The 23,078-nt window shown below is 69.5% G+C and carries 20 protein-coding genes; 7 read left to right on the top strand and 13 right to left on the bottom strand.

The window, feature by feature from the left end; all coding sequences use genetic code 11:
* Window positions 1-111 precede the first annotated feature (111 nt).
* Window positions 112-501: a VOC family protein gene (locus ACQ66R_RS05675; protein ID WP_430420002.1), complete on the top strand. Its 390-nt coding sequence runs from the start codon at window positions 112-114 to the stop codon at window positions 499-501.
* On the opposite strand, the gene ACQ66R_RS05680 is transcribed toward ACQ66R_RS05675, so the two are convergent.
* Both ACQ66R_RS05680 and ACQ66R_RS05685 read right to left on the bottom strand, forming a co-directional pair.
* Window positions 473-1,108, bottom strand: a complete 636-nt coding sequence (locus ACQ66R_RS05680) for a glutathione S-transferase family protein (RefSeq protein WP_430420004.1) — start codon at window positions 1,106-1,108, stop codon at window positions 473-475. The genes ACQ66R_RS05675 and ACQ66R_RS05680 overlap by 29 nt on opposite strands.
* 67 nt (window positions 1,109-1,175) lie before the next feature.
* Window positions 1,176-1,787 carry a DUF2306 domain-containing protein gene (locus ACQ66R_RS05685; RefSeq protein ID WP_430420006.1) on the bottom strand — a complete coding sequence of 204 codons (612 nt, stop codon included), beginning with the start codon at window positions 1,785-1,787 and terminating at the stop codon, window positions 1,176-1,178.
* A gap of 163 nt (window positions 1,788-1,950) precedes the next feature.
* On the opposite strand from ACQ66R_RS05685, the gene ACQ66R_RS05690 reads away from it, so the two are divergent.
* Together ACQ66R_RS05690 and ACQ66R_RS05695 are read left to right on the top strand one after the other, a co-directional pair.
* Complete coding sequence (locus tag ACQ66R_RS05690; RefSeq protein ID WP_430420008.1) at window positions 1,951-2,718, top strand: LytTR family DNA-binding domain-containing protein; 768 nt, start codon at window positions 1,951-1,953, stop codon at window positions 2,716-2,718.
* Window positions 2,719-3,349: 631 nt separating this feature from the next.
* Window positions 3,350-3,616: a hypothetical protein gene (locus ACQ66R_RS05695; protein ID WP_430420010.1), complete on the top strand. Its 267-nt coding sequence runs from the start codon at window positions 3,350-3,352 to the stop codon at window positions 3,614-3,616.
* Window positions 3,617-3,859: 243 nt separating this feature from the next.
* On the opposite strand, the gene ACQ66R_RS05700 is transcribed toward ACQ66R_RS05695, so the two are convergent.
* The 6 genes from ACQ66R_RS05700 to ACQ66R_RS05725 all read right to left on the bottom strand — a co-directional run bounded on the left by ACQ66R_RS05700 (window position 3,860) and on the right by ACQ66R_RS05725 (window position 13,217).
* On the bottom strand, window positions 3,860-5,572 hold the full coding sequence (locus ACQ66R_RS05700) for a hypothetical protein (protein WP_430420012.1): 1,713 nt from the start codon (window positions 5,570-5,572) through the stop codon (window positions 3,860-3,862).
* Window positions 5,573-5,830: 258 nt separating this feature from the next.
* Complete coding sequence (locus ACQ66R_RS05705) at window positions 5,831-6,595, bottom strand: alpha/beta fold hydrolase (protein ID WP_430420014.1); 765 nt, start codon at window positions 6,593-6,595, stop codon at window positions 5,831-5,833.
* Complete coding sequence (locus ACQ66R_RS05710; protein ID WP_430420016.1) at window positions 6,595-7,494, bottom strand: alpha/beta fold hydrolase; 900 nt, start codon at window positions 7,492-7,494, stop codon at window positions 6,595-6,597. Before ACQ66R_RS05710 ends, ACQ66R_RS05705 begins: the two co-directional genes overlap by 1 nt.
* A 95-nt stretch (window positions 7,495-7,589) precedes the next feature.
* Window positions 7,590-9,428 (bottom strand): DUF885 domain-containing protein, encoded by a 1,839-nt coding sequence (locus ACQ66R_RS05715; protein ID WP_430420018.1) that lies wholly within the window; start codon window positions 9,426-9,428, stop codon window positions 7,590-7,592.
* A gap of 5 nt (window positions 9,429-9,433) precedes the next feature.
* Window positions 9,434-11,245 (bottom strand): DUF885 domain-containing protein, encoded by a 1,812-nt coding sequence (locus tag ACQ66R_RS05720; protein WP_430426216.1) that lies wholly within the window; start codon window positions 11,243-11,245, stop codon window positions 9,434-9,436.
* Between the two features lie 184 nt (window positions 11,246-11,429).
* The gene (locus tag ACQ66R_RS05725) at window positions 11,430-13,217 is read right to left on the bottom strand and encodes a DUF885 domain-containing protein (protein WP_430426218.1); all 1,788 of its coding nucleotides are present in this window, start codon (window positions 13,215-13,217) and stop codon (window positions 11,430-11,432) included.
* Between the two features lie 206 nt (window positions 13,218-13,423).
* On the opposite strand from ACQ66R_RS05725, the gene ACQ66R_RS05730 reads away from it, so the two are divergent.
* On the top strand, window positions 13,424-14,740 hold the full coding sequence (locus ACQ66R_RS05730; protein ID WP_430420020.1) for a M20/M25/M40 family metallo-hydrolase: 1,317 nt from the start codon (window positions 13,424-13,426) through the stop codon (window positions 14,738-14,740).
* Between the two features lie 9 nt (window positions 14,741-14,749).
* Here ACQ66R_RS05730 and ACQ66R_RS05735 read toward each other — a convergent pair whose 3' ends face one another.
* Entirely contained in the window at window positions 14,750-15,274 is a 525-nt protein-coding gene (locus ACQ66R_RS05735; protein ID WP_430420022.1) for a DUF2867 domain-containing protein, read from the bottom strand.
* Window positions 15,275-15,360: 86 nt separating this feature from the next.
* Here ACQ66R_RS05735 and ACQ66R_RS05740 point away from each other — a divergent pair, with 86 nt between their 5' ends.
* On the top strand, window positions 15,361-16,542 hold the full coding sequence (locus ACQ66R_RS05740; RefSeq protein ID WP_430420024.1) for a TIGR03862 family flavoprotein: 1,182 nt from the start codon (window positions 15,361-15,363) through the stop codon (window positions 16,540-16,542).
* On the opposite strand, the gene ACQ66R_RS05745 is transcribed toward ACQ66R_RS05740, so the two are convergent.
* Both ACQ66R_RS05745 and ACQ66R_RS05750 read right to left on the bottom strand, forming a co-directional pair.
* Window positions 16,479-16,892 (bottom strand): response regulator, encoded by a 414-nt coding sequence (locus ACQ66R_RS05745; protein ID WP_430420026.1) that lies wholly within the window; start codon window positions 16,890-16,892, stop codon window positions 16,479-16,481. The genes ACQ66R_RS05740 and ACQ66R_RS05745 overlap by 64 nt on opposite strands.
* Before the next feature lie 321 nt (window positions 16,893-17,213).
* Window positions 17,214-18,080 (bottom strand): TauD/TfdA dioxygenase family protein, encoded by an 867-nt coding sequence (locus ACQ66R_RS05750; protein ID WP_430420028.1) that lies wholly within the window; start codon window positions 18,078-18,080, stop codon window positions 17,214-17,216.
* A 57-nt stretch (window positions 18,081-18,137) separates the two neighbouring features.
* Between ACQ66R_RS05750 and ACQ66R_RS05755 the strand changes: the two genes are divergently transcribed.
* A complete protein-coding gene (locus tag ACQ66R_RS05755) occupies window positions 18,138-18,971 on the top strand; it encodes a phytanoyl-CoA dioxygenase family protein (protein WP_430420030.1) in 834 nt (277 codons plus the stop codon).
* A gap of 88 nt (window positions 18,972-19,059) precedes the next feature.
* Window positions 19,060-21,285, top strand: a complete 2,226-nt coding sequence (locus tag ACQ66R_RS05760; protein WP_430420032.1) for a DNA/RNA non-specific endonuclease — start codon at window positions 19,060-19,062, stop codon at window positions 21,283-21,285.
* A 150-nt stretch (window positions 21,286-21,435) separates the two neighbouring features.
* Here ACQ66R_RS05760 and ACQ66R_RS05765 read toward each other — a convergent pair whose 3' ends face one another.
* Both ACQ66R_RS05765 and ACQ66R_RS05770 read right to left on the bottom strand, forming a co-directional pair.
* Complete coding sequence (locus tag ACQ66R_RS05765; protein WP_430420034.1) at window positions 21,436-22,176, bottom strand: dienelactone hydrolase family protein; 741 nt, start codon at window positions 22,174-22,176, stop codon at window positions 21,436-21,438.
* A gap of 23 nt (window positions 22,177-22,199) precedes the next feature.
* Window positions 22,200-23,012 carry an SDR family NAD(P)-dependent oxidoreductase gene (locus tag ACQ66R_RS05770; protein ID WP_430420036.1) on the bottom strand — a complete coding sequence of 271 codons (813 nt, stop codon included), beginning with the start codon at window positions 23,010-23,012 and terminating at the stop codon, window positions 22,200-22,202.
* Window positions 23,013-23,078: the final 66 nt, after the last annotated feature.

Genomic DNA, 23,078 nt, shown 5'->3' on the forward strand with positions numbered 1-23,078 from the left:
GAAGCGATCAGGGTGGGGAAGTGTCGATCCTCCCCACCCTCGGAGCTTGGCCCTCACTCACCCACCCTGGCCGCTGGCGCGGCCTGTCCCTCCCCATTAAGGGAGGGAGATATGCGTCTCACCCTCACCGCCCTCCTCGTCCGGGACTATGACGAGGCGATCGATTTCTATGTCCTCAAGGTCGGGTTCGACCTGGTCGAGGACACCGACATGGGCGGGGGCAAGCGGTGGGTGGTCGTGCGGCCGCCGGGGTCGGAGGGCGGCCTGCTGCTGGCCAAGGCGGCGGGCGACCAGGCCCGGGTTGTGGGCGACCAGGGCGGCGGGCGCGTCTGGCTGTTCCTGCAGACCGACGACTTCGGCCGCGACCAGGGGAGGATGGCCGCGGCCGGCGTCCGGTTCCTGGAAGCCCCCCGCCACGAGCCCTACGGGACCGTGGCGGTGTTCGAGGACCTCTACGGGAACAAGTGGGACCTCATTCAGCCGGCTCGGGCTGCGGGATGAGCGCATCGTCGATCTGATTGGCTCGGACGGCGGCCGGGCGGGCGGTGAGGCGCGCGACGTAGTCTTCGAACACCGGACGCTTTTCGATCGTGCCGAAGTCCATGCCCCAGCCCAGGTGGGAGGCAATGTAGAGGTCGGCGGCGGTGAAGCTGTCGCCCGCCAGGAACTCCCGGCCCTTGAGCGCGCCCTCCAGCGTGTTCAGCACGTCGGCGGCGCAGCCGAAGCCCACCATCATGCGCTGGTCCTCGGGAACCTCGAGCCTCAGGGCGGCGAACGACGCCATCTGCTCGATCGGGCCGGCCCCGAAGAAGAGCCAGCGGTAGTAGGGTCCGCGATCCTTACTGCCCGGCGCCGGGGCCAGGTTCGCCTGCGGGAACGCATCGGCCAGGTAGGCGCAGATGGCCGCGCACTCGGTCACCACCACGCCGCCGTGGACGATGGCCGGCACCTTGCCCATCGGGTTGATGGCCAGGTACTCGGGGCTCTTCGCCGCCCCGGTTTCCCAGGCCAGGATCTTGGTCTCGTAGGGCTGGCCCACCTCTTCCAGCATCCAGCGGATGATGCGGCCGCGCGACATGGGGTTGGTGTAGAAAACGAGATCGGACATGGGAGCTCCTCCTGTGTCTCCAGTAAACGCCGCGTCTGCTGACAGGGCCATGTCAGCAGTGTTGCGTTCAGGCCGTCACCACGCGCCGGCTCAGGCCGCGGCGGATGTAGAGCTCGGCCAGCAGCAGGTTGGGGATCCAGCTGATCCACGCCGTGGCCACGTAGATCTGCTCGAACGTCAGGCCCGACATGATGCCGATCGGCAGGTAGAGCCGCAGGGTCACCGCCGCGAAGGTCAGCGAGAACGAACGGATCATCCAGCGCCGGTGCGCGTCGAACCGGCCCGCCCGTGCGGCCAGCCAGCCTTGGGCGGTGGTGTAGATCCACGCCGGCGCCAGCAGGCCGAACCCCACGGCCGCCACGGGCCCGGCCGTGGTCCCGAAGGCCAGGATGAAGCCCGCCGCGCCGCCGCCGATGCAGCACGTGGCGTAGATGCGGCCCAGCCAGCGGTGCAGCGCGCGCCGCCGCCGGACAGCCGGCAGGAACTGGAACGCGCCCACCATCAGCGCCGTGCCTGCGCCGCCCGCGTGCAGGGTCAGCCAGGGCCGGGCGAACAGGTTGGCGAAGATGGCGGGCGACAGGTTCTGGACCTGGGGCGCGAAGTACCAGGCGTAGCCGGCCACGCCCACGCTGAGGAAGGCGAGCAGGCCCCAGCCGGTCCAGGGAAGGATGCGCGTCATCGGGTCGTCCCTCGTTGGCGTCGATGCGCCAGGGGTGGCCGGGCGGCGCCGCCGCGCCAAGGGGCCGATGCGCGAGCGGCGCCACGGCTTCGCGAACGGATGCGCCATTTCCGTCAGACGTGGCAGGATCGCGCGAACGACTCAGGCCGCCTTCGAGCCCTGCATGACCGACCTCCCGGCCCGCCGCCCCGCCGCTGACAGCCGCCTTCACCGATTGGCGGCCGAGGTCGCGCTGTGGGTGGCGATCGGCGTGGTGATGGCGATCCTGGGCCCCTTCGGCTCGTCCGAGCGCTCGCTGGGCGAACGGCTGATCTACTGGCAGGTCTGCATGGTGGGCGGCGGGTTCATCGGCACGGCCATCGACGCGCCGGTCCGTCGGCGGTTCGGCCACTTCTGGCTGCGGCTGGCCGTCGTCAGCGTCGCGATGACGCCGTTCGTGACCCTGCTGGTGGGCCTGACCAACCACTACCTGGGCCACATGCGGCCGACCGCCGCCAACTTCGTCGAGCCCACGTTCCAGGTGTTCGTCGTCTGCTTCGCGGTGATGTGCCTGCGCCAGCTGGCCTGGGCCGAGCCCGTGGTGGTGGTCGTACCTCCCGAGGCGCCCGAGGACCCGCTGGCCGCCTTCCGCCAGCGCCTGTCGGCCAAGCGGCGCGCGGCGGTGCTGATCGCCGTCGAGGCCGAGGACCACTACCTGCGCGTCCACACCGACGCGGGCGATGAACTGATCACGGCGCGCTTCGGCGACGCGCTGGCCGAGCTGCGCGGCGTGGCGGGGTTTCAGACGCACCGCTCGTGGTGGGTCGCCGCCGACGCCATCGACGAGGTGACGTGGCTGCGCGGCCGCGGCGAGGCGAGGCTGAAGTGCGGGATCACCGTGCCCATCAGCCGCTCGAACGCGGGGCCGTTGAAGGCGGCGGGGTGGTTCTGAGGGGGCGTTTCCCTCCCCTCCGGGGAGGGACAGGCCGCGCAGCGGCCAGGGTGGGGAGGTGTCGATCCTCCCCGACCTCCGCGCTTTGGCCCACACTTCCCCACCCTGACGACTTCGCCGTCTGTCCCTCCCCGGAGGGGAGGGAGACTCACGCGGCCGCCGCCCTGTCGGGCGCGGGCAGCCGCAGGCCGGTCGTTGGCCGCGTCGGCGTCCTGGGCCGCCTGCGCGCGGGCCACGCAGCTGCAGGCCATGGCGAGGTCGTGGCGGGGGAGGTCCGCGAGGCCCTGGGCCTATTCCTCGGTGATGTCGGGCGCTCCTGCATGAGTACGGGAGTGTGGAACGGGGGTGGGTCAGATTTGGTCGTGGGTGGGGATTGCCCCTCTCCCACGGCGCTGCCGCGCCTGGGAGAGGAGCCCTTGAGGTTGAGGAGGCTCCGCCGCTCTGAGCCATTCAATCCATGGACGGAGTTTGCCTTGGGGTCCGGCGAACTCAAGGACGGGCCGCAGGCCCGCCGCGGGGCGGCGACGCCAGAGGCGTCGTCCTTGACTTCGCCGGGCCCCAAGGCTCGCATCAACCATGGATTTCAGGCGGGATTTATCCCCGGTGGGGATGTGGGGCGGAGGGGCAAGGGATGTTTGTGATTGAGGACGACATCCACGCCGACCAGATGAGCAAGTTCGAGGCGCGGGCGGATGCGCTAGTTGAACTGCGGCGGCTGGCGGCGATCCCCTGGGATCAGGATCCGAACACTGCGCCGTGCACGAACTGGCGCAACTGTGGCCGCGAGTATCGGCTGATCGAGTACGACACGACGACCATGCCCTGGCGCGAGGTCGCCTCCACGCCGGCGCTGAATATCTCCGCTGCCGGGATGCGATGGCTCCTGCCGGAGGGTTAGGCGGGCTGCCGGGGCGTCCGCTTCGATGGATTTCCCCTCCCCCGTGCGGGGAGGCGTCGGGGCGGGAGCGAGAGCATCCTGGTCGCCGAGCCCCACTCCCAACCCTCTCCGCAAGGGGGAGAGGGCTCTGTGCCCACCGCTCGCCCCCACCACCACCCGCTCTTCGGCCTGCGGCCTTGGCGGGCGGTCCCCCTCCCCCGCTGCTGCCGCATCGGGGGAGGTGCGGCGGGGGCGGTGGGGTGATTAGAGCCGCGACGTCTCGATCTTCGTATCAGCCCGCTTCCACGCCTCGGCGAGCTCGGCCTTGGCCTTCGCGGCGTCCTTGCCCTGGGCTTCCAGGGCTTTCACCAGGCCGGCCAGGGCCCAGCCGTCTCTCCGGTAGTGGTGGAGGCTGTCGTGGTAGACGGCTTCGGCTTCGGCGGGTTTGCCGGCTTCCAGGAGGGCGGCGCCGAGCAGGTGGGCCACCGGGCGGTGCCAGTAGGCGGGCTCGGTGTAGGGAAGCGCGCGTTCGAGCTGCTGGGCGCGCCTGAAGTGTTCGACGGCGGCGGTCAGGTCGCCGGACTTGCGGGCGATCTCGCCGTCGACGCTGGCCAGGGCCACGGGGATCATGGCCTCGGCGGGGACGCCGAAGGCCACGTACTTGTCGAACTTGATCTTCTGCAGCGCCGCGATGCGGGCGCGTGAGGCGCGGGCGGCCTTGAGGTCTCCGGTATTGGCCTGGGCGAAGGCGCGGGCGTAGAGCCACATGGCGGTGTCGAGTTCGAGGACCTTGTCGGGCGCGGGCTCGGCCAGGATCTCGCGCCACTTGCCGAAGCGCAGCAGCGTGACCACCGGGGTGAAGTTGTAGAGCTCGGCGATCGACATCTGCTTGGAGAGGTTGGGCGCGTCGACGGCCTTGACCAGGCGGCGCGAGGCGTCGAGGGCGGCGCCGAAGCGACCCTCCATCTCGGCCGAGGTCCAGAGGAAGTGGATGTTGTGGCCGTAGTAGGCGGCCGGATAGAAGCCCTGGGCCTTGCAGGCGGCGATGTAGTTCTCGTCGGCGACAGCGGCGACCTCGTTGGCGGCCGCGGCGTCGGCGTAGCGGCCCACGCGGTAGTAGATGTGGCTGGGCATGTGGACGATGTGGCCGGCGCCCGGCATCAGCTTCAGCAGCCGGTCGGCGGCGGGCTCGGCGCGCTCAGGCGTGGTCGAGGCCTCGACGGCGTGGATGTAGAGGTGCAGCGCGCCGGGGTGGTCAGGCGCCTTGGCCAGCACGCTTTCCAGGGTGGCGACGATCTGGGCGCCGTGGCCCTTGGGCGTGACGCCGTCGGCGGCCCAGTAGTCCCAGGGCTGGGTGTCCATCATGGCTTCGGCCCAGAGGGTCTGGGCGTCGAGGTCGTCGGGGTAGGCGCGGGCGAGGTCGCCCATGGCCTGGGCGAAGGCCTCGTTGAGGGCGGCGCGGTCGGCGGTCTTGCTCTGGGCGTAGCGCTTGGCCAGCGCGGCGATCCAGGCCTGCTCGCGCGGCGTGGTCTTCGGCGCCAGCGCCTGGGCGTTCTGGACGGCCATCCAGGCGGGGCCGACGGCGTCGTCCTGCATGGGCAGGTTGATGTTGGGGCCCAGCGCGAAGGCCACGCCCCACCAGCACATGGCGCAATTGGGATCCAGGCGGGCGCCCTCGCGGAACGAGCGGATCGCCTCGGCGTGGTTGAAACCGAAGACGAGGTTGACCCCCTGGTCGAAGAACTTCTGGGCCTCGGGGTTGGCGGTGACGGGCATGTGGAAGACGCCCAACCCTGAGAACACCGGGGCGCCCGGCTTGTCGGCCTGGCCGCCGTAGATGGATGGCATGGGCGGCAGGCCCATGCTCATCGGGCCCATGCCTTGGGGGCCCATCTTCGACATGTCGTGCGGCTGGGCGACCGCGGCCAAAGCCCAGAGGCTGAAGGCGGCGGCGAACAGGGCGAGCTTGGCGGTCATGGGGGCCTCGCGAGGGGGGTGGCGGCCAACACTACGCCAAGCAGCGGCGGCGGCTACTGTACTCGCAGTCGGTTATGAGCGGATGGGCGGTGTGCGCTACCCCTTTCCGGTTGTCATCCCGGTTTTCGCGCAAGCGAAAGACCGGGACCCATGACCAGGCGCGGCGCCTACGGCTGCGTTGAGCTCGGAGCTTGATCGTGGGTCCCGGTGTTTGGCCTGCGGCCAAAACCGGGATGACAACGGGTGGGGAGTGAGGGGCTAACTCAGCCCCTCCAGAAACCCGACGATCGCAGCGTTGAACGCTTCGGGCTGGTCGATGTTGGCGGCGTGGCCGGCGCCCTCGATGACCGCCTTCTTCGCGCCGGGGATCTTGGCGGCCATGTAGTCGCCGGCGGCCAGGAAGGGCGTGTCCTCCGAGCCCACGACCACGATGGACGGAACGCGGATGTCGGGCAGCGACAGGATCACGCCGGCGTCGCGCTGGGTGAGCATGCCGCGGGCGGCCAGCGCCAGGCCCTTGGCGCTGCGATGGCGGGCCAGGCGGCGTTCGGGGCTGCCGGCCTCCAGCCCCTTCAGGCCTTCGGTCTCGTAGCGCTGGGCGGTCTTGAGGGACGTGCGGTTCCAGCCCTCGCGGGCCTCGTCGTTCTTGTAGCCTGGGCCGGTGTCGATGATCAGCAGCGCCTCGGTGCGATCGGGATGCACGCGGTGGAAGGCCAGCGACATGTAGCCGCCCAGCGAGAGGCCGCCGATGATGGCCGACCTGGCGCCGACCGTGTCGAGCAGCGCGGCCATGTCGGCCACGGTCGCGGGCTCGGAGTAGAGCGCCGGATCGTCCGGGCTGTCGGACTGGCCGTGGCCGCGCATGTCCCAGATCACCAGCTGGTGGTCCTTCGACAGGGCCTCGACCTGGCCCTGCCACATCTGGGAGGTGGCGGAGTAGCCATGGGTGAGGAGGATGGTGGGGCCGGTTCCGTGGACCTCGTAGTAGAGGTTCACGCCGTCCGGGCGCTGCAGCGTCGGCATCAGGCGGCCTCCGCCTTGGCGCGCGTCACGGCCTTCAGGATGCCGTCGACGAGAGTGTTGTAGAGGGCCGGCGGGAAGTCGTGGCCCATGCCGGGGATCACCACCAGCTCGGCGCCGGGGATGTTGGTGGCCGTGTCCTCGCCGCCCGCAAGCGGCACCAGCGGGTCGTCGGCGCCGTGGAGGACGACGGTGGGCGCCGTGATGGTCGCGAGCTTGGGCCGGCGGTCGGGCGAGGCCGCGGCGGCCGCGTACTGGCGCTGGAAACCGGCGGGTGAATAGCTGCGGTTGAAGTCGTTGCGGATGCGCAGCTTCGCCTCCTCCGGGTCGGGCGGATAGCCGGGCGAGCCGACCGCGAAGGCGCCCTTCACGCTGTGGGCGAGATAGCCTTCGAAATCCACCAGCGGGTCAGGGCCGCGGTCGTTCAGCACCGCAATGGCCTCGGGCTTGGCGGGGGGCAGGCTGCGGTTGCCGGTGGTGGACATGATCGAGGTGAGCGACAGCGTCCGCGAGGCGTGATCGGCCGCCACCAGCTGGGCCACCATGCCGCCCAGCGAGGCGCCGACGATGTGCGCGCGTTCGATCCCCAGCGCGTCCAGCAGGCCCACAGCGTCCCTGGCCATGTCGTCCAGCAGATACGGCACGTCGGGCGTCCGGCCCTCGCTCAGCGCCTTGAACATCGCCGGGAAGTCGGGCGTCCCTTTCAGCTTGGTCGAGAGGCCGACGTCGCGGTTGTCGAAGCGGATGACCCGGAGGCCGTGGGCCGCCAGCTTGTCGACGAAGGCGCTGGGCCAGCGGGTCATCTGGGCGCCCAGGCCCATGATCAGCAGCAGCGGATCGCCGTCGTCCGGCCCCGTGACGTCGTACTCGAGCTCGATCCCGTTCGCCTGTGCGCGCGGCATGGCGTCCTCCCTTGTTCGTTGGGCGGCATCGAAGGCCCTTTGACGGGGGATGTCGAGTTAGATGGCCTGAAAGGCGCCCCCCGCTTCGCTGATGCTCAGGCCGCCTTCTGGCTCGCGATCCAGCGGCGGACGTTGGTTTCGACCACCGGCAGGGGCAGCGCGCCGCCGCCCAGGACCACGTCGTGGAACTTGCGGTAGTCGAACTTCGGCCCCAGCTCGCGACGGCTCTCGTCGCGCAGCTGCTGCAGGCGGATCATGCCGATCTTGTAGCAGGTGGCCTGGCCGGGATTGAGGAAGTAGCGCTGGATCTCGGCGCGGACCGCGGCCTCGGGCTGGGCCGAGTTGGCCAGGAAGTAGGCGACCGCCTGCTCCTCGCTCCAGGCCTTGTGGTGGATGCCGGTGTCGACCACGAGCCGGATCGCCCGCCAGATCTCGCCCGAGAGCCGCCCGAAGTCGTTGTAGGGGTCGGCGTCGAAGCCCATCTCCTTGGCCAGCGCCTCGGAGTAGAGCCCCCACCCTTCCGAGAAGGCGGTGTAGCCGTACTGGGTGCGGAACTTGGGCAGCCCGGTCAGCTCCTGGGCGATCGAGATCTGCATGTGATGGCCGGGCAGGCCCTCGTGGTAGGCGATGTTCTCCAGCTGGTAGCTGGGCATCGCGTTCATGTCGCTGAGGTGCGAGTAGAAGATGCCCGGGCGCGAGCCGTCGGGCGTGCCGGCGAAGTAGTGCTGGGCGGCGCCGGGGATCTCGCGGAACGCCTCGACGCGGCGAACCACCAGGTCGGCCTTGGGCAGGATGCCGAAATACTCGGGCAGCTTCTTCTTGATGCCGGCGAGGTAGGCGTCGGCCTTGGCGAGATACTCCTGGCGGCCCGCGTCGGTGTTGGGGAAGTAGAAGCGCTTGTCGGTGCGCATGAAGACGAAGAACTCGGGCAGCGTGCCCGTGAAGCCGGTCCTGGCCTTGACCACCTCCATCTCGCCGCGGATGCGGGCCACTTCGCTGAGGCCCAGGTCGTGGATCTCGTCGGCCGTCATGTCGGTGGTGGTCTGCAGCTTCAGCATGTCGGCGTAGTAGGCGCGGCCGTTGGGGAGCGCGTGGGCGCCGGCGGCGGCCTCGGCCGTGTTCGGCATGTCCTCGTTGAGCCAGGCGACCACGCGGCCGTAGGCGGGCAGCATCTGGCCGGTCATGGCCGCGGCGGCGGCCTTCACGTAGCCGTCGGCCTGGGCCTGGGTGATCTTGCCGGCGGCGCGCAGGGCCTCGGTCTTCGTCTTGAAGTCGGCAAAGAGCGGCGAGTCCGGGCCGTCGGTGAACGGCGCGCCCTTGGTGACGCGGGCGATGTCGGACAGGCCCTGCTTGTAGTCGAAGCGCGGCATGCGCACGCCGTCGGCGGCGGCGGCCCTGGCCCGCACCAGCAGCGTGTCCAGCGCCTCGTCGATCCGCCCGATCCGGGCCACGTAGGCGTCGAGGTCGGACGGCTGGTCCACGCGGTGGAAGTTGATCAGGAAATTGGGCAGCCCGACGTGGGCCGAGCCGCGGGCGAAGACGTAGCGGTGACGGCGCCACTTGGCGCGCAGCTGCGACCGCTCCAGCTCCAGCGCCCACATGTCGTACGAGGTGCGGGCCGCGTCATCCAGCTGGGCCGGGTTGAAGCGGGCCTTCATCTTGGCGACACTCTGCCGGCGCCAGGCCAGCGCCTTGTCGGCCGCCGCCTCGCTGCGGTCGGTGAGCTTGTCGTAGTGCTCCTTGCGCCCCTGGGAGGTCAGCTCCTCGGGGTCCATCTGCAACTCTTCCTCGTACTGGGCGTCGAGGAAGGCGGTGAGCGCCCTGGACTGTTCGGCGACCTTGGGATCGCGCGCCTGGGCCCAGGCGGGCGCTGCCGTGGCGAGGCCCGCGGCCGCGGTGGTGGCGAGGAAGCTGCGGCGGTGGATGGCGTTCATCGGTCTCAGGCCTTGTTGGCGGCGATCCAGCGGTCGACGACGCCTTCGGCCACGGTGAGGGGCATGGCGCCGCCGAGCAGGACGGCGTCGTGGAACTTGCGGATGTCGAAGCTGGGGCCGAGCGCGGCCTGCGCTTTCGCCCTGAGGCGCAGCCAGGTGAGCTTGCCCACCATGTAGGCGCAGGCCTGGCCCGGGCGGATGCAGTAGCGCTCGATCTCTGTGGTGGCCGACGAGCGCGGGCTGCCGTCGATGGAGACCATGGTGTCGATGGCCTTCTCGCGGCTCCACTTCATGGCGTGCAGGCCGGTGTCGACGACCAGGCGCGCCGCGCGGAACAGCGAGGCCTGGATCTGGCCCAGCTCGCCCAGCGGGTCGTCCTTGTACATGCCCATCTCGAGCGCGACCTGCTCGGAGTAGAGCGCCCAGCCCTCGGCGAAGGCGGGGAAGCCGGCGGTCCGGCGCAGCATCGGCAGGTCGGCCTCCTGCTGCAGCGAGCGCTGCAGATGATGGCCCGGGATGCTCTCGTGGTAGGTCAGCGTCTTGAGCGTCCACGAGGGGTTCTCGGCGCTGTCGCGCAGATTGATCCAGTAGATGCCGGGACGCGAGCCATCCAGGGCGGGCCGGTTGTAGTAGCCGCCCGGCGCGCCGGCCTCGATGAACTTGGGCACGCGGCGGATCTCGACATTGGCCTTGGGCAGAGCGCCGAACTGCTCGGGCAGGCGCGGACGGATCTCGGCGACCAGCTTGTTGAGGTCGGCGATCAGCTGTTCCTTGGCCGCGTCGGTGTTGGCGTAGTGGTATTTGGTGTCGGCGAAGAGGGCGGCGATCCGTTCGCCCACCGTGCCCTTGGTCATCCCCTGCCTGGCCAGGATCACCTCGGCCCGCGCGCCCAGGTCCCTGGCGGTGTCGAGGCCCATCTGGTGGACCTCTTTGGGCGTGAGCGTCGTGGTGGTGAAGTTCTTGAGCGCGTCGCGGTAGTAGGCCTCGCCGTCGGGCAGTTTCCAGACGCCGGCCTCCTGGGTCGCGCGCGGCTGCAGCGACGTCAGAAGTTCGATCTGGCGATCCAGGGCCGGGTAGACATAGGCCTCGACGGCCCGCTGGGCGGCGGCGGCGTAGTTCCCTTCGATGCCCTTGGCCTTCACCCGGCCGGTCAGCTGGGTGACCAGGGGCGAGTCCGCGGGCGCCGGGGCGCGCAGGCCCTGCATCTGGCCGATCGCCCGCTCGAGGATGAACGCCGGCGGGACGACGCCCAGCTGGACGTCGCGGCGGACGCGGCCGATCTCTTCGTCCATCACCACGCCGAACGCCACGAGGCGTTCCAGGTAGGCGTCGGCGTCGGCCTTCACCTCGATGCCGTGCTGCGAGCCCAGGAAGTCGGGGATGTCCTGGTAGGCGCCGGTGAGCTGAGAGAGCACGTACGGCTGGCCCGCGCCCTCCATGCCGTAGGCGTAGCGCTTGCCCGCCGCCGCATTGCCCTCGAGCGTGAAGTACACGGCGTCGTAGTTGGCCTGGTCGAAGGCGCTGAGCTTCGACCGGTCGATGGCCTTCAGTTCGGCGAGTTGCTTGACCGTGCGGTCCTTGGACTCGTCCAGCGCCTGGATCGAGGCGTTGTCCAGCTTCGACTTGGCCGCGGCGCGCTCGCCCTTGTCGAGGCCCAGGCGCGTAACGGCTTCGGGGCTCGCCGCGAGGTTGGCCTCGAAGATCCGGTCGAACAGCGCGCGGAGCTTCGCGTCCTCCGGCGTGTGCTGGGCGAGCGCGGGAGACGCCGCGACGGCGGCCGCGACGGCGGAGGTCGCGAGGAACGTACGGCGGTCGATGTGATTCAATTCAGCGCTCCCAACTCATCATCGTCATGGCCGGGCTTGTCCTGGCCACCCAGAAGCGCCGCCATCCGCGGGGGCCTGCGGCGGGAATGCCGCGCCCCTTCCTGCATCGCCTCGTGTCTGGGTCCCCGGGACAAGCCCGGGGATGACGTTCGTTATCTAGATCAAGGTTTTGTGCTCACGCCTTGGTCTTTGCGATGTAGAGGTCGACGACGTTTTCCAGGGCTGTCAGGGGCATCGAACCCGAGAGCAGGACCGCGTCGTGGAACTTGCGGGGGTCGTACTTGGCGCCCAGGGCCGCCTTGGCCTTCTCGCGCAGGCGCAGGATGGTGACTTTGCCCACCATGTAGCTGCAGGCCTGGCCCGGCCAGACCGAGTAGCGTTCGATCTCCTGGGCGGCCAGGGGCTCGGGGTCGCCCTCGATGGCGCGCATCTCCGCGATGGCCTTCTCGCGGCTCCACTTGAGGTGATGCAGGCCGCTGTCACAGACCAGACGGGCCGAGCGCAGCAGGGCGTCGTGGATGTAGCCCAGCTCGTTCAGCGGCTCGCCCTTGTAGAGCCCCATCTCCTGGACGACCTGTTCGGAATAGAGCGCCCAGCCCTCGGCGTAGGCGCCGAAGCCCATGACGCGGCGGATCATCGGCAGGTCGGCCTCGCGCTGCATGGCAATCTGCATGTGATGGCCAGGGACGCCCTCGTGATAGGTCGTGGTCGGCAGGAACCAGTACGGGCTCTCGGCGGTGTCGCGCAGGTTCAGCCAGTAGACCCCCGGGCGCGAGCCATCGAGGCTGGGCGACTCGTAGTGGGTGGACGCACCGCCCTCGGTGGCGGGGGGAATGCGGCGGATCTCCAGCGGCGCCTTGGGCAGCGTGCCGAACTGTTCCGGCAGGCGCTTCTGCATGGCCTGCACCACCTTGTTCAGGTCGGCGATGATCTGGGCCTTGCCGGCGTCGGTGTTGGGGTAGACGCCCTTTTTGCTGTCGTAGAGGGCGATATAGCGCTCGCCCACAGTGCCCTTGGTGAAGCCGATCTCCTTGAACAGGACGTCGGCGCGGGCCGACAGCTCGGCGGTCACGTCGCGGCCCATCTTGTAGACTTCGTCGGGCGTGATCTTGCTGGTCGTCTGGGCGGCCAGGACGTGGCGGTAGTAGGCCTGCCCGTCGGGCAGCCGCCAGATGCCGGCGTCGTGGACGGCCTTGCCCTTCAGGCTCTCGAGCAGGGCCATCTGGCGGTCCAGCGCGGGAAGAACCCGGCCTTCGTAGACCTTGGTCGCTTCGGCGGCCCAGTCGCCGGCGACGCCTTTGGCCTTGGCCTTGGCCGCGAACGAGGTGACGAGGGTCGACTTGTCGGCCGGCTGGCGCAGCACCTTCATGCCCGCCAGCGCGCCGGCGATGGCGAAGTCGGGCGGGACGACCCCCAGGCCCACGTCGTGGCGCACCCGCTCGATCTCGTCGTCCAGGGTGCGGGCAAAGGCGTTCAGGCGCGACAGGTAGGCCTGGGCGTCCTCGCGGCTCTCGACCGAATGCTGGCTGTCGAGGAAATCGGGCACGTCCTGCCAGGCGCCGCAGATCTGGGCCAGAACGTAGGGGCTGCCCGTGCCAGCGCCGCCGTACTTGAAGCGCCTGGCGCCTTCGTCTGTTGCTTCCAGCTCGAACAGCAGGGTGTCGTAGTTGACCGCCGCCATGCCGGTGAGCTGCTTACGGTCGATCTGCCTGAGGCGGCGCAGCTGGTCGGCGTTGCGGGCCTGGCGCCTGGCCACCCCGGCCAGCGAAGCGTCCTGCAGCTGCGCCTTCGCGGCGGCGCGCTCGCCCTTGTCGAGGCCCAGCGAGGTGACCAGCTCGGGGCTGTCTTCCAGAGCCTCGTTGAACACCTGATCGAGGAAGGCGGTGAGCTGCGCTTCGGCGCCGCTCGGCTGTGCGCCGACGCGGGTCGCGGCCAGCGCCGCGGCGGCGCCTGCGGCCATCATGATCTGCCGGCGATTCTGCACGTGACGCGGCCCCCGTTACATCCTGTGACGCGAAGGCTTAGAGGGCGCGGTGCGGCGGCGGCAAGGCGCGGGGGGCGGATCGGGGCATTAATTCCCGGTAATCCGCAACTTCTTGCCCGGCCCCCTGGCGGCGCGCAGTGGGATCGGCTGTATTGCCCTGGCTCGCAGGCAAGGAATCCATCTCGATGTTACGTGTTTCGCGGTCCGCGCTGATCGCCGCCCTGGCGTTCTCCATCGCCGCGCCGGCCTTCGCGGCCGACCAGATGCCCGTGGTGGTGACGCCGGCCCAGGCCGACAAGACGGTGGCCAAGATCCGCGGCAGCGCCGGCTTCAAGGCCGCGGTCGCAGCCCTGGACGCCGAACACGACCGCATCGTCGCCGACACCATCACCCTGACCGAGATCCCCGCGCCCCCCTTCAAGGAAGAGAAGCGCGCCCGGGCCTACATGGAGATGCTGAAGGCGCACGGCCTGAGCGACGTCGAGATGGACGCCGAGGGCAACGTGATGGGCCTGCGCCGCGGCACGGGCAAGCCGGACGGCAAGATCGTCGTGATCGCGGCGCACCTCGACACGGTCTTCCCCGAAGACGTCAGCGTGAAGGTGCGCCGCGAGGGCACCAAGTTGCACGCCCCGGGCGTGGGCGACGACACCCATTCGCTGGCCGTGCTGCTGGGCTACATCCGCGCGCTGGACGCGGCCAAGATCAGGACGACCAGGGACATCCTGTTCGTGGGCAACGTCGGCGAAGAAGGTCCGGGCGACCTGCGCGGGGCGCGCTATATCTTCACCAAGGGCAAGTACAAGGACCGCATCGCGGCCTTCTTCTCGATGGACGGCACGTCCGCGCCGCGCGTGACGTCCGGCGCGGTGGGGTCGCGGCGCTATCGGGTGACGTTCAAGGGCCCGGGCGGCCACAGCTATGGCGCTTATGGCCTGGTGAACCCGATGGCGGCGATGGGCGCGACCGTGGTCGAGATGAACAAGATCAAGACGCCGACCAAGCCCAAGACCACCTACATGACCAGCGTGGTCGGCGGCGGCACGTCGGTGAACTCGATCCCCGACGCCATCTGGCTGGAAGTGGACATGCGCTCGGAGAGCAAGGACGAGCTGGCCAAGATCGACGGCCAGTTCCTGCAGATCGTCGAGGGCGCCGTCGCGGGCGAGAACGCGGCCCGCTCGACCGCCGCCGGCAAGATCAGCGCCGAGGTGAAGCTGATCGGCGACCGGCCAACCGGGAACACCCGCGAGGACGCCGAGATCGTGCAGATGACGGCCGCCGCGGTGCGCGGCGCCGGCTACACGCCGATCCTGGGCGCCGGCTCGACCGACTCCAACGTGCCGATCAGCCTGGGCATCCCGGCGGTTACCATCGGCTCGGGCGCGGGCGGAGGCGGCCGCGCACACGCGGTGGACGAATGGATCGACGTGGCCAAGCCCGAGAGCCTGAAGGGCATGACGGTCGGCCTGGTGGCCTTGCTGGCGATGGCGGGGACCTAGAGCGTCGGCTCAGATCCGCCCCTTCTGGACGGCATTGGCCAGCAACCGGCGCATGCCGAGGATGTGGAAGGGCGCGATCGCGACCAGATAGGCCTTGCCGGCCAGATTGTGCGGCTGGCAGAGCGTCGTGACCGTCACGGCGACGCCCTCCCCGCGCCGCGTCCGCAGGATCGAGACCCGGAAGTCGAGATGGCGATTGTCACGGCCCGCGATGATCTCGTCCTCCGCGAGCGCGTACGTCGGCCATGGACCGATCCGGTCTCCCACCGCATAGGATGGCTTGACCGACGGGGCGAGGATCTCGTCGTCCCGGGCCACCGCCAGCCCCCAGCGCGCGGCGAGCCGGTTTCGCGCGATTAGCATCCCCTTCATCCAGGACGGATGGTGACCGAAGATCGAAAAGAACAGGTCGGGCATCGTGTCGTGCCGAACGGTCAGGGGGGCGGACTGGACGTCCTGGAACCACGCGCGTGGCGTGAAGATCTCCGGAAGCCGGGAACCAGCCGGGATCTTGGTCGAGACGGTGGTCCTCACGAGGCGCACCTGCTTTCGCGTTGGGGAGGGGCGATGAGCGCCACCATAGATAGGGCGGAGCCCCTCATCGCCGCCAGGGCAAACCCATGACGAAGGTCGCCATCATCGGCGGCGGGCCCGCGGGCCTGTTCGCGGCCGAGCGACTGGCCGCGGCGGGCTGTGCGGTGACGGTCTATGAACAGATGCCGTCGGTGGGGCGCAAGTTCCTGATGGCCGGACGTGGCGGCCTGAACCTGACCCACTCCGAGGACTTCGAGGCCTTCGCCGCGCGCTACCGTGAGGCGGCGGCGTGGCTGCGGCCGCATCTCGAGGCGTTTCCGCCCAGCGCGCTGATCGCCTGGGCCGAGGGGCTGGGCCAGCCGACGTTCGTGGGGTCGTCGGGCCGGGTCTTCCCCCGGGCGCTCAAGGCCTCGCCGCTGCTGCGGGCCTGGCTGGCGCGACTGTCCGACCTGGGCGTCGAGGTCCGCACCCGCCACCAGTGGCTGGGCTGGACCGATGACGGGGCGCTGCGCTTCCGGTCTCCCGAGGGCGAGACGACCGTGCGGCCGGATGCGACGGTGCTGGCGCTGGGCGGCGCGAGCTGGCCGCGGCTGGGGTCGGATGGCGCCTGGACCGCCTGGCTGCCTGACATCGCGCCTTTCCGGCCCGCCAACATGGGCTTCGACGTCGCCTGGAGCCCGGTGATGCGCGGCTTCGCGGGCCAGCCGCTCAAGGGGATCGCGCTGAGGTTCGACGACCGTGTCGCGCGGGGCGAGGCGATGGTCGCGGGCTACGGCCTCGAAGGCGGCGTATTCTATGCGTTGTCGGCGCCGTTGCGCGAAGCGATCGAGACCAAGGGCGGGGCGACGGTCAGCTTCGACCTGCGCCCGGACATGACGGCCGACGATCTGGCGGGGCGGCTGAGCCGCGCCCGGGGCGGCCAGTCGCTGTCGAACCAGCTTCGCAAGGCGCTGAAACTCTCGCCGGTCGAGATCAACCTGCTGCGCGAGGCGCACGGCAAGGACCTGCCGGCCGCGCCTCCGGCCCTGGCCGCCGCCATCAAGGCCGCGCCGATCCCGCTGATCGGCGTGCAGGGGCTGGCGCGCGCCATCTCGTCGGCGGGGGGCATCCGCCTGGGGGCCCTCGACCATGATCTGATGCTGAAGTCCCGCCCCGGCGTGTTCGTGGCTGGAGAAATGCTGGACTGGGAAGCGCCGACCGGCGGTTACCTCCTGCAGGCGACCTTCGCGACCGCGTCCGCGGCCGCGCAGGGCGTGCTGCGACGCTGACGGCGGCCGGCGCGTCGGGCGGCCGAGGCGGCCTCCACGATTTCGGCCAGTTCGCAGCAGCAGAACGGTTTGGGCAGGATTGCGTCGAAGGCGCCGTCGATCCCCTCGGGATGCGAGGTGCAGGCCACGAGATAGGCGCTGCCCTGAAGCTGGCGGGCCGCCGCTTCTCCGCCGATCCCTGGCATATGGCGATCGAGGCAGACGATGTCGAAACGAGGACCGGCCGCCACAGCGCTCTCGCCATCCGGCACCGTGGTGACGGTGCAGCCCAGCGCCGTGAACAGGTCGTCCAGCAGACGTCGGTGCGCCTCGTGGTCGTCGGCGACCAGAACCCTCAGACGTCGCGTCATGAATGCCCCCCTCTTTTGACCGATAATGGGGAACAGTCACGCCGCGCTCCACTCAGGGTCAGCGCCTAAGTACAACTACGTGGGGCAAGTTATCACAGGGCTCGCAAGAGTTGCCGCATAGAGCAAAAGTTGCTTCAGAAGGCGTTCAGCAGCATCGGGCCGACCAGCGGGATCGCCATCGTGATGGTGAAACCGAAGCTCATCAGGGCCAGGGCGATGTTCATGACGTCTCTCCTTTGACGCCTCCCAAGTAGGGCCCGGCCGGCCGCTTCGCACTCCCCGCTTTCGCAGGACAGTTCTGCTGTTCTGGAAGAGGTCGCCCTACTCCGCCGCCGCTGCGACCTTTGACGCCTGAGACCACGGGTCGACCGTGACGCGGCGCATGTGCCGGCGCTGGCCGGGGTAGTCGTTGAGGGCGAAGTGCCAGACCGAGCGGTTGTCCCAGAAGGCCACCGAGCCGGGTCGCCAGCTGAAGCGGCAGGTGAAGCCCTCGTAGCGGCAGTGGTTGAAAAGATAGTCCAGCAGCGCCTTGGATTCGCTGGTCTTCCAGCCCTCAAGCCGCAGGGTGAAAGCCGGGTTCACATAGAGCGCCTTGCGGCCCGTCTCGGGGTGGACCAGCACCACCGGGTGGACGTATTCGCCCACATAGCCGTCGGCCTCGGCCACGTTCATCGAGCCGCGCTTCTGGGCCGAGTGGCCCTGGGCGGAGTACTCGCGGCTGGCGGAATGGACGGCGTTCAGCCCCTCCAGCGTCGCCTTGAGGCCGGGCGACAGGGCGTCGTACGCCGCGGCCTGACTGGAGAACAGGGTGTCGCCGCCCCACTCCGGCAGCTCGACCGCATAGAGGATGGAGCCGATGGCCGGGGTTTCCAGGAAGCTCATGTCGGAATGCCAGCCGCCGCCGAAGTTGATGCGGTCGGACGGCTCCTTGACGATCTCCATCACCTCGGGATGGTCCGCCATGCCGGCGACGTAGGGGTGGATGTTCAGCGGGCCGAAGCGGCGGCCGAACGCCACCTGCTGGGCCGGCGTGAGGTTCTGGTCCCGGAAGAAGATCACCTGGTGCTCGACCAGCGCCCGGCGGATCGCCGCGATCGTGTCGTCGGGCAGCGGCTGGGCCAGGTCGACGCCGGTGATCTCGGCCCCCAGCGCGCCGGCCACGCGGCGGATGTTCAGGGTTCCAGTCATCGTCGGCTCCTCCCGGACGGTCGTGTTATCCTGGACAGAATAGGGAGACGCCGCCCGATGGACAAATCCACGGCCCGCTTCGACGCCGACGGCCATGCCGCCGAGATCCGCGAACGGGGGTTCACGGTGATCCCGGACTTCATGGACGCGGCCGCGATCCGCGCGGTGCGCGAGGGCCTGGCGCCCTACATGGGCCAGCATCGCGGGCGCAACGCGTTCGAAGGGTTCTCGACCGAGCGGATCTACACCCTGGTGGCCCGCGGCAAGGTGTTCGAGGACCTCACGGAGGAGCCGCGCGTCCTGGCGATCCTCGACCGGTTCCTGCAGCCGGGCTACCTGCTGACCGCCAGCCAGTCGATCCAGATCCTGCCGGGCGAGGCCGCCCAGGATCTGCACACCGACGACGGCTTCTACCGCCAGCCGCGCCCGCGGCCGCCGATCAGCATGACCGTGATCGCCGCGGTGGACGCCTTCACCGCCGAGAATGGAGCCACCGAAGTCATCCCGGGCAGCCACCTGTGGGGCGACCTGGGCGACAGCGTGCGGGCGACGGGCGACGAGACCATGGAGTCGCAGCTGGTTCCCATGGAGATGCCGGCCGGCGCCTGCCTGGTCATGGCCGGAACCTGCGTCCACCGCGGCGGCGCCAACCACACCGAGCGACCGCGGCTGGCCTTCACCAATCAGTATTGCGAACCGTGGGGGCGGACGCAGGAGAACTTCTTCCTGGGCGTCCCGCCGGAACAGGCGCGCACCATGTCGCCCCGCCTGCAGACCCTGCTGGGCTACGACATCTGGGCGCCCTTCATGGGGATGGTGACATCGCTTCACCCCCGCCGAGCGCTGGAGCCCGGGTGGATTCCACCCGTGGTGGCGCAGCGGCCGCGGTAGCGTCGCCCAAGGGCGGTCGTAGTCGGCATTTGAATCGCTCGGAAGTTGTGATGTAGTGCCCGCGACACGGTGGCGGGGGCCCACTGACATGCCGATATTGTCGCTGCAGCAGGCCCGGCTCGACCTCCAGGTCCGCAAGGCGTTGGAGCGCGCGGCGGCGGATCACCTCGATCTGGCCAGGCTGAAGGCGCAGACCCGGGACGCGACGCCCGACGAGCTGGATGACGCCCAGGCCAAGACCAACCGCCTGAACTTCCTGGGCGCGACCTCGCCCAGCACGGAGATGGCCGAGCGCGCGCTCGAGCGGATCATCTCCGGCAACGAGCTGCAGCCGGTCAACTACCTGGAGCTGGGCGCGCTGGCGGCCCGCGCGATCTGCCGTATCGATATCGCCGACGCTTCCGGGCGGCGCGTGGCCTGGGGCAGCGGCTTCCTGATCGCCCCGCGGGTGCTGCTCACGAACAACCATGTCCTTCCGGGTCCAGAGATGGCCAGGGGCTCCATCGCCGAGTTCGACTACGAGCTGGACGCCCTGGGTCGACAGAAGGATGTGGCGCGGTTCGCGCTCGCGCCGGACGACCTCTTCTTCACCCATTCCGAGCTGGACTTCACGGTGGTGGCCGTCGCTGAGCGGGGGGGCCCCGGGAAGCGCCTGTCGGACTACGGTTTCCTGCCGCTGATCGGCGCGCTGGGGAAGGTGCTCGAGGGCGAGTGGCTGACCATCATCCAGCATCCGCAGGGCGGGCTGAAGCAGGTGTGTGTCCGGGAAAACCACCTGATGAAGCGCACGGAGGACCTGCTCTGGTACTCCACCGACACCTTGGGCGGATCGTCGGGCGCGCCGGTGTTCAACAACGCCTGGCAGGTGGTCGCGCTGCACCACAGCGGCGTGCCCGAGACGAAGGACGGCCGTTGGCAGACGATCGACGGCCGTGACTACGACCCGGCCAACGACAGCGAGGACGCGATCAAGTGGGTGGCCAATGAAGGCATCCGCATCTCACGCATCGTCCAGACGCTGAAAGGCGCCAGAGCCGCCGACCCGCTCCTGGCGGACGTCTTCGACATGACGCCGGCCCGCGCGAACGACCTCACCCAGCGCCTGCTGTCGCGGGCGCCCCCATCCGCGCCGCCCGCAGAGCGGGACCCAACACCAGCCTCAGGGAGCGCCGACAACATGAGTCGCAGTGTCACCGTCACCCTCGACATTTCCGACGACGGGCGCGTCACGTTGCGCAACGCGCCGCCCGGACCGGTTGAGTCTTTCCTCGAGAAAGTCGTCAAGACGAAGGTGAACAACGTCGACGTCGAGCTCGATATCGACTTCGACCCCGACTACTCGAAGCGCAACGGCTACCAGGAAGACTTCCTCGGGGCGGGCTTCAAGGTTCACGTCCCGAAGCCGCAGGGCGGCTACCCCAGCGTCGCCGCCGTCATGATCGGCAAGTCCAAGACGTCCGCCAAGGCTGACGACTACATCCTGAAGTACACGAACTACAGCGTGCTGATGCACGCCAAGCGCCGGCTTGCGCTGTGGACGGCGGCGAACATCGACGGGGGCAACCGCTTCAAGGTCGGGCGCACGCCCGACACGTGGCGCTTCGACCCGCGCCTGCCGCGCGAACAGCAGCTGGGCGGCTTCTACTACAAGGGCAACAACTTCGACCGGGGCCACCTGACCCGCCGCGAAGACATGGAGTACGGCAAGGACGTCGAGACCGCGATCGCGGCGGCCGACGACACCTGCCATTGGACGAACTGCACCCCGCAGCACGCCAAGTTCAACGGACTGGGCTACATCTGGCAGGAGCTGGAGCGGCACTTCCTCGAGAACGCCATCAGATCGAAGCGTTTCGCCGCTCAGGTCTTCACCGGCCCCATCCTCAGCGAGAGCGATCCCACCTACAGCAAGTTTCCCGACATCCAGTACCCGACGCGCTACTGGAAAATCGGCGTCGCCCTCTCGGCGTCAGGCGAACTGTTCGCGGCCGGTTTCATCCTTGACCAGGGTCCGGTGATCGACAAGTTCGGCATCGAGGCCGCGCCTGCGGTCCCGTTCGAGCCCTTCCACACCTACCAGACGCCGATCGCCGACATCGAGGAAGAGACAGGGCTCGTCTTCACGTTCTCCAAGGGCAGCGGCGGCGCCAAGTCGCTGTCGACGGTCGACCCGCTGGCGGGCTCCGTCGGACGAGCCGCGGCGGCCAGACAGCGCCGCACGGGCAGCGGCGCCCGAGAGGCCTACTCCGGCGCCGATCTGACACCGGGCCATGTCCTGATCGACGACCTCAGCGCGGTCATTCTGCAGCGCTGAGGCAGAGTTCACCGGTGGTGGCGCAGCGCCCCTAGGGCTTGCGTGCGACCTCCTCGTAGCTCTGGTCCTCGTGCTCGACCGGGTGGTCGAACCGGTAGACCCGTAGCTCGGGCGACTGCCAGAGGGGCGTGATCCGCGCCATGGCGAAGCCTAGCCGAGATTCCGTGCAAAGAGCGCGAACAACCGCTCCCAGTGCCGCTCGGCCGCGGGCTTGTCGTAAACCGCGCCGCGTTGGGGGAAGGCGAAGCCGTGGTGGACGCCGGGATAAAGCTCGACCTCGGCATTCACCCCAGCGGCCTTCAGCGACGCGTCCAAGGCCTGAACCATCTCCAGCGGCGCATAGGTGTCGTGCTCGGCGCAGGCGAAGTAGAGCTCGGCCTTCGTCTTCTGCGCCGCCAGGTGCGGGCTGTCGGGCGCATCGGTGACCAGTTGCACGCCGTAGAGCGAGGCCGCGCAGGCGATCCGCTCGGGGTGACGCGCGGCGGCGTTGATCGCGTACTGGCCGCTCATGCAGTAGCCGATGGCGCCGGCTCGGCCGGGGCTGGCCGCCGGGTCGCGATCGGCGAAGTCCAGCAGGGCGTCGGCGTCGCTCATGACCAGCGGGATGTTGATCGAACCCATCAGCTCGAACATCCGCGCCCGCGCCTCGGCCTCGGGCAGCGGCGGCAGGTCGGCCAGCTCCATGACGCCCTTCCGGTAGTAGAGGTTGGGCAGCATCACGTAGTAGCCGGCGGTGGCGATCCGCCGGGCCATGTCGCGCAGCTCCTCGCGGATCGCGGGCGCATCCATGAAGAACAGGATGATCGGATGCGGCCCGTTCCGCTCGGGATGGACGATGAAGGTGGTGGTCTTCCCATCGCGGGTGGCGATGTCGACGGTCTGTTCGATCATGGGATCTGCTCGATCATGGGGGCTCAAACCAGCGCGGAGGGCTTGATCCCCAATTCTTGCAGCATCGGCGCGGCGTGGTCGATGCGGCCCGTCATGGTTTTGGGGTCGCCGACAGAGAGCTGGTAGACGGCCTCGGCGATGTACTCGATGGGCGTGACCCGGTCCTTGGTGGCCTCGGTGATCAGGCCGTGGACGGCGACCCCGGGGGTGTCGACCAGCCCGGGCGAGATCACGTTGACGGCGACGTTGTCGTCGTAGACCTCGGAGGCCAGGCCCGTGGAGAAGCGCTCTAGCGCGGCCTTGCACATGCCGTAGATCGTGCCGCCGCCGCGCCGGTTGTAGGGCTGCTGCGGATGGATGGCGGCGCCGGACGAGATGTTGGTGATCCAGCCCTGTTTGCGCTCGCGCATCGACGGCAGGACCAGCTGGGTCAGGTGGAGCGGCGCCCACACCTGGACCTCGAACATCAGGTCGAAGCGCTTCTTGGGGAAGGTCTCCACCGGGATGAAGAAGGTGACCGCGGCGTCGTTGACCAGGATGTCGACGGGTCCGTAGGCGGCGACCGTCTCCTCGACCAGGCGGATGCGGTCGGCCTCGATCGAGAGGTCGGCCTTGACCGCCGTCGCCTCGCCGCCGGCCGCCCGGATTCGCTCGACCGTCGCGGCCAGCGTGCCCGGAAGCTTGCTCTCGCCGGTGTCGGCAGTGCGGGCCGAGGCCACGACCTTGGCGCCCTCCATGGCCAGGCGCACGGCGATGGCCTCGCCGATGCCGCGGCTGGCGCCCGTGACCAGCGCCACCTTGCCCTTCAGAGTTCCGTTCGGATTCACCCCGGCCATCGTCGTCCTCCCATACCGCGTTTTCTGATTGGCGGCAGGGTCGCGCGGCTGACGCGCGGGCGCAAG

The sequence above is a fragment of the Phenylobacterium sp. genome (assembly GCF_965284355.1).
In the GTDB taxonomy this organism is placed as follows: Bacteria; Pseudomonadota; Alphaproteobacteria; order Caulobacterales; family Caulobacteraceae; genus Phenylobacterium.

Coding starts and splice junctions, on each gene's coding strand:
- ACQ66R_RS05675 (WP_430420002.1), top strand. CDS start 112: ATGCGTCTCACCCTCACCGCCCTCCTCGTCCGGGACTATGACGAGGCG.
- ACQ66R_RS05680 (WP_430420004.1), bottom strand. CDS start 1,108: ATGTCCGATCTCGTTTTCTACACCAACCCCATGTCGCGCGGCCGCATC.
- ACQ66R_RS05685 (WP_430420006.1), bottom strand. CDS start 1,787: ATGACGCGCATCCTTCCCTGGACCGGCTGGGGCCTGCTCGCCTTCCTC.
- ACQ66R_RS05690 (WP_430420008.1), top strand. CDS start 1,951: ATGACCGACCTCCCGGCCCGCCGCCCCGCCGCTGACAGCCGCCTTCAC.
- ACQ66R_RS05695 (WP_430420010.1), top strand. CDS start 3,350: ATGTTTGTGATTGAGGACGACATCCACGCCGACCAGATGAGCAAGTTC.
- ACQ66R_RS05700 (WP_430420012.1), bottom strand. CDS start 5,572: ATGACCGCCAAGCTCGCCCTGTTCGCCGCCGCCTTCAGCCTCTGGGCT.
- ACQ66R_RS05705 (WP_430420014.1), bottom strand. CDS start 6,595: ATGCCGACGCTGCAGCGCCCGGACGGCGTGAACCTCTACTACGAGGTC.
- ACQ66R_RS05710 (WP_430420016.1), bottom strand. CDS start 7,494: ATGCCGCGCGCACAGGCGAACGGGATCGAGCTCGAGTACGACGTCACG.
- ACQ66R_RS05715 (WP_430420018.1), bottom strand. CDS start 9,428: ATGAACGCCATCCACCGCCGCAGCTTCCTCGCCACCACCGCGGCCGCG.
- ACQ66R_RS05725 (WP_430426218.1), bottom strand. CDS start 13,217: ATGATGGCCGCAGGCGCCGCCGCGGCGCTGGCCGCGACCCGCGTCGGC.
- ACQ66R_RS05730 (WP_430420020.1), top strand. CDS start 13,424: ATGTTACGTGTTTCGCGGTCCGCGCTGATCGCCGCCCTGGCGTTCTCC.
- ACQ66R_RS05740 (WP_430420024.1), top strand. CDS start 15,361: ATGACGAAGGTCGCCATCATCGGCGGCGGGCCCGCGGGCCTGTTCGCG.
- ACQ66R_RS05745 (WP_430420026.1), bottom strand. CDS start 16,892: ATGACGCGACGTCTGAGGGTTCTGGTCGCCGACGACCACGAGGCGCAC.
- ACQ66R_RS05750 (WP_430420028.1), bottom strand. CDS start 18,080: ATGACTGGAACCCTGAACATCCGCCGCGTGGCCGGCGCGCTGGGGGCC.
- ACQ66R_RS05755 (WP_430420030.1), top strand. CDS start 18,138: ATGGACAAATCCACGGCCCGCTTCGACGCCGACGGCCATGCCGCCGAG.
- ACQ66R_RS05760 (WP_430420032.1), top strand. CDS start 19,060: ATGCCGATATTGTCGCTGCAGCAGGCCCGGCTCGACCTCCAGGTCCGC.
- ACQ66R_RS05765 (WP_430420034.1), bottom strand. CDS start 22,176: ATGATCGAACAGACCGTCGACATCGCCACCCGCGATGGGAAGACCACC.
- ACQ66R_RS05770 (WP_430420036.1), bottom strand. CDS start 23,012: ATGGCCGGGGTGAATCCGAACGGAACTCTGAAGGGCAAGGTGGCGCTG.